The organism is Ulvibacter litoralis (genome assembly GCF_900102055.1).
Lineage (GTDB): Bacteria > Bacteroidota > Bacteroidia > Flavobacteriales > Flavobacteriaceae > Ulvibacter > Ulvibacter litoralis.
Genome location: NZ_FNBA01000003.1, coordinates 300,634 through 314,419, shown reverse-complemented (window position 1 = coordinate 314,419; position 13,786 = coordinate 300,634). Strand labels below are relative to the sequence as shown.

Below are 13,786 nucleotides of genomic sequence, written 5' to 3'. Positions count from 1 at the left end.
CTAATTAAAATATAAATTTATTTTTTCACAGATGGAATTCCATTCGCCATTCCATATGTATCAAATAGATACACTAAACTCGCCATGGTTGCGCCACCAAGCTCTAATTCTCTTTTATTAACAGCATCGAAAGTGTCATTGGCGGCATGATGGTAATCAAAATAGCGCTGTGAGTCTGGTCGAAGTCCCGCCAATACCATCCCCGACTCTTTCAAAGGACCAATATCAGCACCACTTCCGCCTTTTTCAAAATAATGAATTAAATAAGGCTTAAATAAAGATTCCCAACTTTTCACTTGCGCAAAATTTGCATCATCTATGTCGAAAGAAAATCCACGAGGTGAAAACCCTCCCGAATCACTTTCTAAAGCAAATACATGTTTCTCCTTTTTTTGCCTGGCTTCTTCCGCATACTTCTTTCCGCCACGCAATCCATTTTCTTCATTCATAAACAATACTACACGAATACTATGTTTTGGTTTGTAGTTTATTTCTTTAAACAAACGAAGCACTTCCATAGATTGCACACAGCCCGCACCATCATCATGCGAACCATCTCCTAAATCCCATGAATCTAGATGTCCTCCAACAACCATATACTTATCTGGATAGGTAGTTCCTGTAATTTCTCCAATTACATTATAGGACTGTACATCTGGATACACTTTACAATTTTGTTTAAAATAGAATTGTAGCGTAGGCAACAACTTTAAAGTATTACTCAATAAGTCTGCTCCATTAGTACTGATAGCACATGCTGGGATTCGCTGATTTACCGGCGTATCTCCATAACTCATCGTTCCTGTATGAGGTAAATCATCTTGACGAAGATTCATAGATCGCACTATAATACCAACCGCACCATATTTTGCAGCCTCCATTGCTCCTGCATAACGCTGATCTACACAACCACCATACGCTTGAAATGTATTAATTAAATCTGCTTGCATCGGGCGATTGAAAAATACTATCTTTCCCTCTATCTGCTCTTTTCCGTATTTTGCTAAGTCTTCCACTCCTTGAACTTCAATCACGCCGGCTTTAATTCCTAAGTCGGGTGTTGCTACCGAACCGCCCAAAGCACAAACATCTGTAATAAATGTTTTTCCAGGCCCTGTTTCGATATATGCATACTCAGGGAAACCACGTGTCCATTTTGGAACCATTACAGGTTGCAACCAAACTTTATCCAATCCTAATTTTTCCAATTCGGCCTGGGTGTACTTTACCGCTTTTTCAGCATTAAGTGTTCCCGACAATCTTCCTCCAATTTCATTCGATAGATAATCCAACCAATCGTAACTTTTTCCATTCAGCAAAGCCATGTCGTAAATACTACGTATGGTTAAAGAATCCCTCTCATGATTGGTTTGCGAAAAACCTTCCGAAGTAATAAAAAGGGCAATTAGTAATACGTAAATTTTATACATTATATATAGGTGTTAAAATTAGTAGATTCTTTCCGAAGAAAAACTAGTCGGCGGCAAGCCTTTTTTTATAATCTTCAATCTGTGCTTTCACTTCAGGATCTAGCTCTGGTTCTTTAATATCTTTATATTTCTGAAGCTCTTCTAACAAAATAGTTGCCACTAGTAATCTAGCGGTTGGCTTATCGTCTGACGGAATCGCATACCAAGGTGCGTGCTTTTTTGAAGTCCTAGCAATCGCATCTTGATAACATTCCATATAGTTATCCCAAAGTTCGCGCTCATCAAGATCGCCTGGAGAAAACTTCCAATTCTTGTTTGGTTTATTAAGTCGTCTCAGCTGCCTGTGCTTCTGCTCATCTTTAGACATGTTCAAGAAGAACTTAAAAATAATAGTTCCATTTGCGGCAATTGTTTTTTCAAACGCATTAATCTGTTCAAATCGCTTGTCCCAAAACTCCTCATCAATATCGTCCACAGAATTTACATGTGGAAGATTTTCACCCAAGATATAATTAGGGTGCACACGCGTTACCAATACATTTTCGTAATGAGTTCTGTTAAAAACTCCGAATTTCCCTCTTGCTGGCAAAGCAATATAATGACGCCACAGGTAATCGTGTTTTTTTTCCAAATCGGTAGGCACTTTAAAACTATGCACTACAACACCTCGAGCATTAAAATCTTTAAACACTTCTCGAATCAAACTATCTTTCCCAGCAGCATCCATTCCCTGCAAGCAAATTAAAACCGCATACTTACCATGCGCATAAAGGGTATCTTGAAGTTCGCCCAATTTTTCACGAGTATCTTCCAACTCATCTTCTATTTTATCTTCGGAAGCATCCAAATCTACGTAGGTTGCCGCTTCTGAAATTTGAAATCCTTCTGAAACTTTATAATCGTCTATGGTGATCTTTTTCATATGAATCTTATTTACTAGCAAACGACTTTACATCCTCCTCACTAACGGTAGCACCGCCTAAGATAATCAATCGTTCTATTACATTGCGAAGCTCTCTAATATTTCCAGTCCAATCGTATTCTTGCAAAAGCTTTACTGCTTTTTCTGAAAATGTTTTCTGAGCCGTTCCATGCTCTTCCGCTATCTTTTTTGTAAAATAGTTAATCAACAACGGAATATCTTCTCGTCTATCGTTTAATGCTGGCACCTTAATAAGGATGACCGCCAAACGATGGTATAAATCTTCTCTGAAGTTTCCTTCCGCTATTTCTTTCTTTAAATCTTTATTGGTTGCCGCAACAACTCGTACGTTTACCTTAATATCTTTATCGCTTCCTACGCGCTGCACTTTGTTCTCCTGAAGCGCTCGAAGCACCTTAGCTTGCGCAGGCAAGCTCATATCTCCAATTTCATCTAGAAAAATAGTCCCTCCGTTTGCTGCTTCAAATTTACCCGCTCTATCTTTTACTGCCGATGTAAAAGCACCTTTTACATGCCCAAACAATTCACTCTCAATCAGCTCACTCGGAATTGCCGCACAATTCACCTCAATCATAGGTCCTTTAGACCGATCACTTTTTTGATGAATCCAGTGTGCTACTAGTTCTTTTCCAGTTCCGTTAGGTCCTGTAATAAACACACGAGCTTCGGTTGGCGCTACTTTCTCGATCATATCTTTAATTTGAGAAATCGCTTCAGAATCACCAATCATTTGGTAGTTTTTACTCACTTTCTTTTTAAGTAAGGTATTCTCTACTACCAGTTCTTTTCTATCTAGTGCAATTCGAACCGTATTCAGCAATCTATTTAAATCTGGTGGTTTCGAAATATAATCGAAAGCGCCTAGTCGCATTGTATTCACAGCGGTATCTAAATCGCCATGACCAGAAATCATCACCATTGTTATTTCAGGCTTTAGTTTTTTTGCAGCCTCCAATACCTCAACACCGTCCATTTTAGGCATTTTAATATCACACAATACCAAGTCGTAATCTTCTTTCTTTATAAGTTCTATTCCTGCAAGGCCATCTTCAGCTTCAGTTACTTCGTATGAATCGTTTTCTTCAGAAAGAATCTTAACCAACACTCTACGAATCGCTGCTTCATCTTCAATAATTAATATTTTTGACATGCCCCTTAAAATTTAAATTTAATTCCTGTTCTAATATAAAAAGTATTTTCGTCATTCAAACGGTACAAGGTATTCCGATCCGAATCACGCAATCTTATTTCGTGATAAAATGTATGTCCAACATACCCATAATATCTTAAATGCTTTGTAAACGCATACTCATATCCCAGCCCTCCCAAAACAGAAGTCATCGAAATGTTAGACGCAGGTCGTGCCGTTCCATCAGCCTCAAACACTTCTCTATCATTTTGAATATTTGAGTAAAAACCGTCTAGGGAAATAAAAGCCTGCAAAATATTCTTATCGTTTACTGAATACTTTAGATTTGTTTTTGGAGACCCTACTGAATAAGACCACTTAGGATGAAACTCTTTGTAGTAATTTAGAATAGGAAGTGGAAATGGTCTTCCTGCATTGGTCGAATAGTTTAAACCGATAAGCAGCCTGCTTGGTTTTTCAAACCCATCACCTGTTTTATCTTTTATCATTAAAATAGCTCCTGTAAAATTCACATCGCCATTTAAAATTTTATTTTCTGAAAAATTTGAAGCAACCTCAGCTCCTACTTTAGCTCCAAAACGCCAATTGTTCTTTAACTTAAAGGTGTACCCTACTGAAGCTCGAAACAACTGAAACTTTCCAAGTTCATTAATATCAAAAGGAACAGGATCCTTAATATCTAAATCAAAATTTCGATACTCAACACCCGGTATTAGATAATGGCCATCCCATCCTAATTCAATAGGGAAATTTATAAAAGCACGAAACCTATTAATCGAGTTATCCGAATTTGTTTGCGGAATGTAAGTATACTCAATACGTGCTAAATCTGAAGTTTGCGCATACGAAACGAAGACTGCAAAGCAGCAGACTACTAAAGCTAGGTGTTTTTTAATCGCGACGATTTGAGGGTTTTTCAAAATAGGCTTATGGTTTATGAGTTGCTTGAAATAAATGTACATCGCGCTGCGGGAAAGGAATACTAATGTTGTTTTCTCTAAATAACGCATCAATCTTAAATCTAATATCACTTTTAATACCAGGATCGATAAAACTATTATTAATAAAAAAATAGATTCCGAAGTTTAGAGACGAATCTCCAAAGTCTTCAAAAATAACGAATGGCTTTGGATTTTTCAACACCCCCTTTTGATTATCAACACTTTGCAGCAACAACTCTTTCACTAATGTCGTATCACTTCCGTAGGCGACACCTACATTAACGTTTTCCCTTGTTATTTTATGATTTTGAGTATAGTTAAATATTACTTCCGTAATAAATTTATGGTTCGGAATAATGACAATCTTGTCATCACGTGTAATCGCTCTAGTAGTTCGCAGTTTTATTTCAATCACCCTTCCTACTTTTCCATTTATTTCAACAATGTCACCCACTAAAAGTGACTTGTCCAAAATAATAAAAATCCCACCAATAATATCTTGAAAAAGTTCCTGTAATGCTAATCCTAAACCTACTAATAAGGCCGCCGACGCCGCTAAAAAAGGAGTTACATTAATCCCCGCTAAACTCAGTACGATAAATACAACAACGATATAGGTAATGTACTTTATAAACTTAAAGACACTTACAAACTTATTTTTATCAGTCGTATCCATGTTGCGGGTAAAAAGAACACGAATCCATTTTAACAAAAATCCTGCAATAATGAACGACAAAACTACCAACAATAGCAATCCTACGGTGATTGCTATTCGTTTATCACCTTCTCCATAATGAAACCCTAAATTGAGAAAGTCTTTAATAGCTCCCCAAATATCATCTTTTACAACGTGTGTAATCTTATCTGTAACATCTTCTTGCATTTCTGTCTTAGTATTTAAGCCATTTAAAGATCTCTTTATAACTAGCTTTTTTGCCATACATTAATATACCCACTCGGTATATTTTTGCTGCAAACCAAACGGTTCCTATAAATGTAGCAAATAATATTACTAACGAAAGAATTTGTTGCCATATTGGGACACCAAATGGGATTCGCATTAGCATTACTACTGGCGATGTAAAAGGTATATACGAAAATACTTGCGATACGGTTCCGTGCGGATTCTCGATAACTGTAAAAAAACCTACATAAATAGACAAGATTAACGGCATTAAAATTGGCAACATAAATTGCTGTGTATCTGTTTCACTATCTACTGCAGCTCCAATAGAAGCATACAACGAAGCGTACAATAAATACCCTCCAATAAAGAAAAATAGGAACATAATCACCAAGTTTGCAATCGGTAAGTTGTTAATTTCTATAATTAAATTCCGTACAATTTCTTGAGTTCCACCCTCAACACTTTGATTCAACATTTCCTGCTGCGGCGATTGCACAGTCGTCGGATCTACATTAAAGATGGAGGTTAACACAAAACTAAATATCCCTAATAAAATTACCCAAGCTAAAAACTGCGTAATACCAGCCAATGAGGTTCCAATAATTTTACCCAACAACAGTTTTATAGGCTTAACCGAAGATATTATCACTTCAATAATACGACTTGTTTTCTCTTCAATTACGCTACGCATGATCATATTACCGTAAATAATGATAAACATAAACAACAAATAACCCGCAGCACCTCCAAAACCAAGCTTTAGAATAGAGCCAATTTTAGAGGTCTCTTTTCCTTGAAATGTTTCTTGTTTTGCGTTTATTCGGATTCTTAATTCCTTAATTCGTTCTGCATCAATTCCGGCATCCTTCAGTTTTAAGGCATTTGCTTTTCCTTCAATAGCATCTTCAACACTTTCCATTACTTGAAGTGACGCGGAGTCTTCAGAATAAAAAGTCACCGATTTTGAAAGTTCATCTAAGCTTTCAACCTTCGGAATATAAAGCAATCCATAGTATTCTGCTTCTTCACTTATTTTTTTTGCTTCGGAAAGTTCTACGTTGGTAAGAATGTTATATTTTACATGCTCTTTGTTCTGAAACTGATCTACAAACAGACCACTTTCGTCTAATACTGAAATGGTACGAATACTATCATTGTTTAACTGCGAAAGATAGGCTACCAATGAAAAGATACCAACCATTAAAACGGGACTCAAGAAGGTCATGATAATAAATGATTTATTACGCACCTTGTTGATGTACTCTCTTTTGATAATGAGGGAAAGATGATTCATACGTTTTCCTTAGTTATTTTGAATAGTTTCAATAAATATATCGTTTGCTGAAGGAATCACTTCTACAAAATGATTTAGCTGTCCTTTTGACGTTAAATAGCTCACCAGGTCGTTAGCCGATGTGTTTTCTGGCAATTTAATACGATATTTCAATTCGTCATTAATGGTTTTAAATGTCGCTGGAGACACGTCGAAACGCTCTTTAATTGCGGCATCTACCATGGTTGCTTCTGAAGCAATTAAACCTACCTCAAAGGTATTCGACTTGTACGCTCTTTTAATATCGATAAGCTTTCCGTCTAAAATTTTATTCGATTTATGAATAAGCGCAATATGGTCGCACATTTCTTCAACAGATTCCATTCTATGGGTCGAGAAAATTACCGTAGCCCCATCGTCACGAAGTTTTAAAATTTCGTCTTTGATTAAGTTTGCGTTTATTGGATCGAAACCACTAAAAGGCTCATCAAAAATTAACAATTTAGGCTGGTGTAACACCGTCACGACAAACTGAATTTTTTGCGCCATTCCTTTCGAAAGCTCTTGGATTTTTTTATCCCACCAACCGCCAATCTCTAGCCGGTCAAACCAATACTTTAGGCGTTCTTTTGCTTGTTGCTTAGACAATCCTTTTAACTGTGCCAAGTACAAAGCTTGCTCTCCTACTTTCATCGATTTATACAAGCCTCTTTCTTCCGGCAAATAGCCAATATGCTGCACATCGTTAGGTTGCAATGGTTGTCCGTCTAAAAAAACACTCCCAGAATCGGGCATTGTGATTTGATTGATAATTCGGATGAATGTTGTTTTTCCTGCACCGTTAGGCCCTAACAATCCAAATATACTTCCTTTGGGCACCTCAATTGATACATCGTTTAACGCTTTATAGTCACCAAACGATTTGGAAACATTGTTCGCCACTAAAAGTTTTTCCATAGTAAATAATAAGAATTGTAAATATATTGATTTGTTAAAGAAGGACTCTCTAAATTAAGAGTATTTTAAAACTATTTGTAGCGCTTAAACCCCTTTTGTTACAGTAAGAAGTATTTAATTTTAACACTAAAGTTTCAGAAGAAAAAGGTCATAAAACATAAAACCCACCCTCAAAACTAATTGAAGGGTGGGAAAAAAATTGCTATGAAAAAGAAAAATTATCACCACTAAAAAGTAGTGATACTCAAATATAAGTAAAATAATTTTATTAACGTTTATTTAAGAAAACATATCTTTCACTTTTTCAAAAAATGACTTATCTTCTTTCTCTGGTTTCGGCTGAAAATGCTCATCCGCGCCCATTTTTTCAAAAAATTCTTTTTGCTCTTTCGACAAGGTCTTTGGTGTCCATACGTTAATATGTACCAACAAATCTCCCGTTCCGTATCCATTTATACTCGGAATTCCTTTACTTCTAAGACGTAAAATCTTTCCACTTTGGGTTCCAGCCTCTATCTTTATTCTAACTTTTCCAGTAACCGTATCGATTTCTCTAGATGCGCCTAAGGCAGCTTCAGAAAAACTAATGTACAAATCGTAATGTAAATTATCGCCCTCACGTTGTAATGCTCCATGTGGCAACTCTTCAATAGCGACTAATAAATCTCCTGGAATACCGTCTCCTGGTGCATCGTTTCCTTTTCCTGTAACTTTCAATTGCATTCCATCTACTACACCTGCAGGAATCTTAATAGATACCGTTTCCTCAGTCGACAACATACCATGCGCATCTGCGTTGGCAGGTTTTTTATCTACAATCTGTCCGCTTCCGCCACATGTACTACACGTCGCCGAAGTTTGCATACGTCCAAGAATTGTATTTTGAATACGCGTTACTTGTCCGCTTCCGTTACATGTTCCGCAGGAAGAGTACGTAGTTCCTTGTGCAACTTTTTTACGCTTAACTTTGATCTTTTTCTCTACGCCATTTGCAATCTCCTCGAGTGTTAACTTAACTCGAATACGAAGATTACTTCCTTTTACCATTCTACGACCTCCGCCGCCACCAAAACCACTAAAGCCGCCAAAACCGCCGCCACCGCCGCCAAAAATATCTCCGAACTGACTAAAAATGTCGTCCATATTCATGCCGCCGCCACCGAAACCGCCACCGCCTTCAAAGGCTTGATGACCGTATTGATCGTATCTTGCTTTCTTGTTCTCGTCACTTAATACCTCGTAAGCTTCTGCAGCTTGCTTAAAGCGATCTTCCGCTTTTTCGTCTCCTGGGTTTTTGTCAGGGTGATATTCAATCGCCTTTTTTCTGTAGGCTTTTTTAATCTCTGTAGCTGTTGCTCCTTTCGAAAGCCCTAATATTTCGTAATAATCTTGCTTCATATTATTGACCTATAACAACTTTTGGGTAACGTATTACTTTATCTCCTAATGTGTATCCTCTTTCTAACACATCGATAATCTTTCCTTTTAAATCGTCTGACGGAGCAGGGACTTGTGTTACTGCTTCGTGAATTTCAGCATCAAAAACATCTCCTTGCTTCGTATCTACAGCCGTTAAGCCTTTTACTCTAAGCACTTCTTTAAGCTTGTTATTAATTAGTTCTACACCAACAAATAAGCCTTCATCGCTGTTTTTCTCAAGCTCTTTTAACGCTCTATCAAAATCGTCTAACACAGGTAGCACAGAAACCATTACGTCCTGACTTGCCGTTTTAAACAACTCAATACGCTCTTTACTTGTGCGTTTTTTATAGTTTTCAAACTCTGCAAAAAGGCGTAAATAACGATCCTTTTCGGTTCCTAATTCAGATTGTAACTGCGCAACAACATCTACGTTCTCAGTTTGCGCTTCGGAATTATTCTGTGCGTTTCCTTGCACTTCTTCGTCAACAACCACCTCTGGGTTTTTATCTTTTTTGCTCATTAATGTGTACTATTTTGTTTTTTCTGAAGGTTGCAAAAGTACTGCCATTTCTTATAAAATGTCAAAATGTCACTGTATTATTTTAATAAATGTTTAAGAGTAAATTAGTAACAAGCTAATTACATTTGCACTCAGAAACCTAAACGTAAATAAATTATGAAAAAATCAATTTTAAATATCGCTCTTGTTGCTTTTGTAACACTTGGAGCTGTGTCTTGTAAAGACGCGAAAAAAGAAGATGCATCAACTCCTATTGAAGAAGCTGCCGAAGCGACAGACATGGCTACAAAATACACTGTAGACACTGCTACTTCAAAAATCTCATGGAAAGGTGAAAAACCAACAGGATCTCACAATGGTTTTATTAAAATTAGCTCTGGAGAATTAGCAGTTGCTGACAAAAATGTACAAGCGGGTAATTTTGTTATCGACATGAACTCTATCGTTTCTGAAGATTTAGACGGCGATATGAAAAACAATCTTGAAGCGCATTTAAAAGGAACTGTTGAAGGTAAAGAAGGAGATTTCTTTAATGTTGGAGAATATCCAAACGCTACATTCGAACTTACAGGTATTGAAGGGGAAAATGGTACAGTAACCGTAAAAGGAAATCTTACCATTAAAGACAAAACCAATGCTATCGAATTTCCAGCAACGGTATCGTTTCCAGGTGACACGATGTTGTTAAAAAGTGAGACCTTCACTATTGACAGAACGAAATGGGGCGTTAACTATGGCTCTAAAAGTATTTTTGGTGACTTAGGAGATAAGTTTATCAACGACGATATTGAGTTAACTGTAGAATTACACGCGACCAAGTAATATTTTGCAACAACAAGAAAGTAAGGGGTGAACTTTTTTAAGTTCACCCCTTTTTTTATAACAAATCTTTTAAAGCGGCATCAATACTTGAATATGTAAAAAAGAAACCACTTGCCTCTATCTTTTTAGAGTTTACCAATTGACCTTCTAGCGCTAACACAGCCATTTCTCCTAACAATAACTTTAATGCAAAAGCCGGAACATTTGGCAGCCACAAAGGCGCATCCAATTTTTTGGCCAATAATTTTGTCATTTTCTGATTGGTAACCGGACTTGGCGCTACCGCATTATAGACACCTTCAAGTTCGTTAATTAACATAAAAAAATAAATGCGAGCAATGTCATCTATATGTATCCAAGATTGCCATTGCTGTCCATTTCCAAGACAAGCTCCAAACCCCATTTTAATCGTTTTGACTAATTTTGGCAATGCTCCTGCATCTTTCGCCAACACCATACCTGTGCGCACCACAGCCACATCCATTCCTAAATCTCTAAATTGATTTGCAGACGCCTCCCAAGCCTTTACTACTGTCGCTAAAAAAGACGTATCCTCTTCACTGCTTTCTTCAGTATAAAGTCGTGTCTCGGATGCAGGATAAATACTTATCCCACTAGCTGAAATAAAATGAGTAATAGTATGCTCGGTATTTTTAAGCGTGTCGTAGATTAATTTTGCAGGCTCAGTTCTACTGCTTAAAATTTCTTTTTTATAACGCGATGTCCATCGTTTAGAAACTGTTGCTCCTGCCAAATTTACAATAGCAGTAACACCCTCAAACGCTCTAGCATCGATTTCATTCTTTGCAGGATTCCAATAAAACCCTTTATAAGTATCGCGGTTTTCAATTTTTTCTTTTCTTGTCGTAAAATAGTGTACTACAACTCCTTCGCTATGACATAGTTTCACTAAGGCACTACCTATAAGACCTGTGGCTCCTGTAATTAAAACTTTCATTTCCTTTTTATATAAAGTTACGAGTTTTAATAGAAATCACGATGCCTCTTAACGCAATATTATGAATGCTATTGCTAGGTTTTAGTCGCTCGTAACATTTCACGTTTTCCAGGAGGCCCAGGCAAACGTTCTACCTCAAATCCGACAGCTTGCATAGCCCTTCGCACACTACCTTTTGCTGCATAAGTTACTAAAACACCATCCGGAAGTAAGGCCTTGTACATCTTCTCAAATATCGCTTCCGTCCAAAGTTCAGGTTGTACTCGCGCACCAAACGCATCAAAGTAAATAAGATCGTAAGTCTCGCTTTCTTTTATTTCTGAAAAAAATTGTTTTCGTTTTGTAAGCTTGAAGTTAGAATTTACTTCTGAAGCTTCTTCCCAAGGAGAAGTGTGTAAGGTCAAGAAATCAGTTTCCGAAGCAGCAAGTAAACCCGCGTAATTTAATTGCGGTATTTCTGAAGCTTGAATTGGGTATGCCTCCACACCTGTATAACTTATCTGAAGGTTTTGTGATACGGCTTCCTGGAGTGTTAAAAAGGCATTCAATCCTGTTCCGAAGCCAATCTCTAAAATTGAAATTGGCTTTTGCGGAAACAGACTTATATAATGATGTAATCCCGTTTTAATAAACACGTGAATTGCCTCAGCGATTGCGCCGTGCTTAGAATGGTATTGCTCATCCCACTCTGGCAAATGAATGGTTACCGATCCGTCGCCAGTAGTAAGAAATTCGCGTTTCAAAATTTATTGTTTGTCTTCAACAGGAATAAGAACCCCGTTCGACATAAACGACAGTGTTCTTTTCGGTGCTGTAATTGCAGCCACTTCTTCTGGTGTTTTCCCAGCATCTTCAGCATAATGACGCTGCTCATCTACACTCATTTCTTCAACAAAAGCGACACCATCTACGATCACTTCTTGTCCTGCAATATCTTTCGGCATAAAGAACGCATAGTCTTTAAATTTTACCATGGCTTCCTCTTCCCCAAGATCCATTCGCATCCAGCATCCTTTGCTTTGACAAACTGATTTTACTTCCGTTTTAAACTTTACAGCTACAGTATCTCCAGGTTTTAAAGAAGCATATTTTTCTTGCATAGCCTCTTTAGAAACTACATTTTCGTCTGTAATTACATCTCCAAAGGATTTATATTCAATTTTAGAGGTCTCCATTTTTTCTTCGGAAGCTTCTTTTTTTACAGTATTATTACAGCTAACAGCCATCATTGCTACTACGAGCACTAAAAGTATTTTTTTCATTTTGAAGGTTTTCAGAAATTAATAAAATATAATATACTGCAATTTTAAGGTTTTTTTAAATTTTTTGTCGCTAAAAAATTCGCTATTTTTGTTTTTTAAAATAACCTCATTCCATGAATTTTACTACATCAGATAAAATAAGCGTTCAAAAGATAGAAAAATCCAGAATAAACGAAGTAGATTTTGACAATCTTACGTTTGGAAAAGACTTTTCGGACCACATGTTTGAGTGTGATTATATAAATGGCGAATGGGTACACCCAACCATTCGACCTTATGGTCCATTAACAATATCACCTGCTGCCAAAGTATTTCATTATGGACAAGCGGTTTTTGAAGGTATGAAGGCTTATAAAGACGCCAACGGAAAGGTTTTTCTTTTTAGACCCGACCAAAATCATGCGCGTATCAATAAATCGGCGAAACGTATGGCAATTCCTGAGTTTCCGAAAGATATCTTTTTTGAAGCCTTACACAAATTAATCGACCTTGATAGAGATTGGGTAAAACCTGGAAATGGAAATTCATTATACATTAGACCTTTTGTAATGGCAACGCAAGAAGGTGTTTCGGCATCTCCTTCAGACCAGTATAAATTTATGATCTTATTATCGCCAGTGAATGCATATTACACAGGCGATGTGAAAGTTGTGGTTGCTGAAGAGTACAGCCGTTCTGCCAATGGTGGTGTTGGTGCTGCAAAAGCTGCCGGAAATTATGGTGCTCAATTTTACCCAACCAATCTTGCGAGAGAAAAAGGATTTCAACAAGTTATTTGGACCGATGCGAATGAGCATAAGTACTTAGAAGAAGCAGGTACTATGAATGTGTTTTTCAGAATAAATGACACCCTTTACACCGCTCCTACAAGTGATCGAATTTTAGATGGTATTACACGTAAAAGTGTGATTGCATTGGCTAAGAAAGACAATATTCCTGTGGAAGAAAGACCTATTTTAGTTTCAGAAATTGTTGAAGCTTCCAAAAACGGAACTTTAAAAGAAATTTTTGGTGCGGGGACAGCTGCTGTTATTAGTCCAGTAAGCACATTTAATTACAAAGACGTTACTTATGAATTACCTCCAACTGCTGGTGGATATTCAACTAAGTTTAAAAAAGAATTAACCGATATTCAGTACAATATTAGTGAAGATCCATTTGGTTGGAGATACGAAGTCTAATTCGATCTCCAACCCTATTT

At 37.0% G+C, this 13,786-nt stretch carries 14 protein-coding genes; 2 read left to right on the top strand and 12 right to left on the bottom strand.

All coding sequences use genetic code 11. The features are described from left to right. Positions 1-17: 17 nt before the first annotated feature. The 9 genes from BLQ00_RS11525 to BLQ00_RS11485 all read right to left on the bottom strand — a co-directional run bounded on the left by BLQ00_RS11525 (position 18) and on the right by BLQ00_RS11485 (position 9,543). Entirely contained in the window at positions 18-1,430 is a 1,413-nt protein-coding gene (locus BLQ00_RS11525) for a M20/M25/M40 family metallo-hydrolase (RefSeq protein ID WP_093144424.1), read from the bottom strand. Between the two features lie 43 nt (positions 1,431-1,473). Further along, positions 1,474-2,352, bottom strand: a complete 879-nt coding sequence (locus BLQ00_RS11520) for a PPK2 family polyphosphate kinase (RefSeq protein WP_093144423.1) — start codon at positions 2,350-2,352, stop codon at positions 1,474-1,476. 7 nt (positions 2,353-2,359) lie between these two features. Next, positions 2,360-3,523 carry a sigma-54-dependent transcriptional regulator gene (locus tag BLQ00_RS11515; protein WP_093144421.1) on the bottom strand — a complete coding sequence of 388 codons (1,164 nt, stop codon included), beginning with the start codon at positions 3,521-3,523 and terminating at the stop codon, positions 2,360-2,362. A gap of 5 nt (positions 3,524-3,528) precedes the next feature. Beyond that, positions 3,529-4,443, bottom strand: a complete 915-nt coding sequence (locus tag BLQ00_RS11510; protein ID WP_229792624.1) for a DUF6268 family outer membrane beta-barrel protein — start codon at positions 4,441-4,443, stop codon at positions 3,529-3,531. Between the two features lie 7 nt (positions 4,444-4,450). After that, entirely contained in the window at positions 4,451-5,347 is an 897-nt protein-coding gene (locus tag BLQ00_RS11505) for a mechanosensitive ion channel family protein (protein WP_093144420.1), read from the bottom strand. A gap of 7 nt (positions 5,348-5,354) precedes the next feature. Next, positions 5,355-6,665 carry an ABC transporter permease gene (locus BLQ00_RS11500; RefSeq protein ID WP_093144419.1) on the bottom strand — a complete coding sequence of 437 codons (1,311 nt, stop codon included), beginning with the start codon at positions 6,663-6,665 and terminating at the stop codon, positions 5,355-5,357. A 9-nt stretch (positions 6,666-6,674) separates the two neighbouring features. Further along, positions 6,675-7,601, bottom strand: a complete 927-nt coding sequence (locus tag BLQ00_RS11495) for an ABC transporter ATP-binding protein (protein ID WP_093144418.1) — start codon at positions 7,599-7,601, stop codon at positions 6,675-6,677. A gap of 279 nt (positions 7,602-7,880) precedes the next feature. Continuing rightward, on the bottom strand, positions 7,881-8,999 hold the full coding sequence (gene dnaJ / locus BLQ00_RS11490) for a molecular chaperone DnaJ (RefSeq protein WP_093144417.1): 1,119 nt from the start codon (positions 8,997-8,999) through the stop codon (positions 7,881-7,883). Between the two features lies 1 nt (position 9,000). Further along, entirely contained in the window at positions 9,001-9,543 is a 543-nt protein-coding gene (locus BLQ00_RS11485; RefSeq protein ID WP_093144415.1) for a nucleotide exchange factor GrpE, read from the bottom strand. Between the two features lie 156 nt (positions 9,544-9,699). Here BLQ00_RS11485 and BLQ00_RS11480 point away from each other — a divergent pair, with 156 nt between their 5' ends. After that, on the top strand, positions 9,700-10,365 hold the full coding sequence (locus BLQ00_RS11480; RefSeq protein ID WP_093144414.1) for a YceI family protein: 666 nt from the start codon (positions 9,700-9,702) through the stop codon (positions 10,363-10,365). 55 nt (positions 10,366-10,420) lie between these two features. On the opposite strand, the gene BLQ00_RS11475 is transcribed toward BLQ00_RS11480, so the two are convergent. The 3 genes from BLQ00_RS11475 to BLQ00_RS11465 form a co-directional block, all read right to left on the bottom strand. Next, complete coding sequence (locus BLQ00_RS11475) at positions 10,421-11,323, bottom strand: TIGR01777 family oxidoreductase (protein WP_093144413.1); 903 nt, start codon at positions 11,321-11,323, stop codon at positions 10,421-10,423. A gap of 74 nt (positions 11,324-11,397) precedes the next feature. Then, positions 11,398-12,066, bottom strand: a complete 669-nt coding sequence (gene mnmC2 / locus BLQ00_RS11470; RefSeq protein ID WP_093144411.1) for a tRNA (5-methylaminomethyl-2-thiouridine)(34)-methyltransferase MnmC2 — start codon at positions 12,064-12,066, stop codon at positions 11,398-11,400. A 3-nt stretch (positions 12,067-12,069) separates the two neighbouring features. After that, positions 12,070-12,585, bottom strand: a complete 516-nt coding sequence (locus BLQ00_RS11465; RefSeq protein ID WP_093144410.1) for a DUF4920 domain-containing protein — start codon at positions 12,583-12,585, stop codon at positions 12,070-12,072. 113 nt (positions 12,586-12,698) lie between these two features. Between BLQ00_RS11465 and BLQ00_RS11460 the strand changes: the two genes are divergently transcribed. Further along, positions 12,699-13,766, top strand: coding sequence for a branched-chain amino acid aminotransferase (locus tag BLQ00_RS11460; protein ID WP_093144409.1), 1,068 nt, complete (start codon positions 12,699-12,701; stop codon positions 13,764-13,766). The last annotated feature ends 20 nt before the right edge of the window (positions 13,767-13,786 follow it).

Excerpts from the sequence above, each read along its gene's own strand:
- BLQ00_RS11525 (WP_093144424.1), bottom strand. The coding sequence starts at position 1,430 with ATGTATAAAATTTACGTATTACTAATTGCCCTTTTTATTACTTCGGAA.
- BLQ00_RS11520 (WP_093144423.1), bottom strand. The coding sequence starts at position 2,352 with ATGAAAAAGATCACCATAGACGATTATAAAGTTTCAGAAGGATTTCAA.
- BLQ00_RS11515 (WP_093144421.1), bottom strand. The coding sequence starts at position 3,523 with ATGTCAAAAATATTAATTATTGAAGATGAAGCAGCGATTCGTAGAGTG.
- BLQ00_RS11505 (WP_093144420.1), bottom strand. The coding sequence starts at position 5,347 with ATGCAAGAAGATGTTACAGATAAGATTACACACGTTGTAAAAGATGAT.
- BLQ00_RS11500 (WP_093144419.1), bottom strand. The coding sequence starts at position 6,665 with ATGAATCATCTTTCCCTCATTATCAAAAGAGAGTACATCAACAAGGTG.
- BLQ00_RS11495 (WP_093144418.1), bottom strand. The coding sequence starts at position 7,601 with ATGGAAAAACTTTTAGTGGCGAACAATGTTTCCAAATCGTTTGGTGAC.
- dnaJ (WP_093144417.1), bottom strand. The coding sequence starts at position 8,999 with ATGAAGCAAGATTATTACGAAATATTAGGGCTTTCGAAAGGAGCAACA.
- BLQ00_RS11485 (WP_093144415.1), bottom strand. The coding sequence starts at position 9,543 with ATGAGCAAAAAAGATAAAAACCCAGAGGTGGTTGTTGACGAAGAAGTG.
- BLQ00_RS11480 (WP_093144414.1), top strand. The coding sequence starts at position 9,700 with ATGAAAAAATCAATTTTAAATATCGCTCTTGTTGCTTTTGTAACACTT.
- BLQ00_RS11475 (WP_093144413.1), bottom strand. The coding sequence starts at position 11,323 with ATGAAAGTTTTAATTACAGGAGCCACAGGTCTTATAGGTAGTGCCTTA.
- BLQ00_RS11465 (WP_093144410.1), bottom strand. The coding sequence starts at position 12,585 with ATGAAAAAAATACTTTTAGTGCTCGTAGTAGCAATGATGGCTGTTAGC.
- BLQ00_RS11460 (WP_093144409.1), top strand. The coding sequence starts at position 12,699 with ATGAATTTTACTACATCAGATAAAATAAGCGTTCAAAAGATAGAAAAA.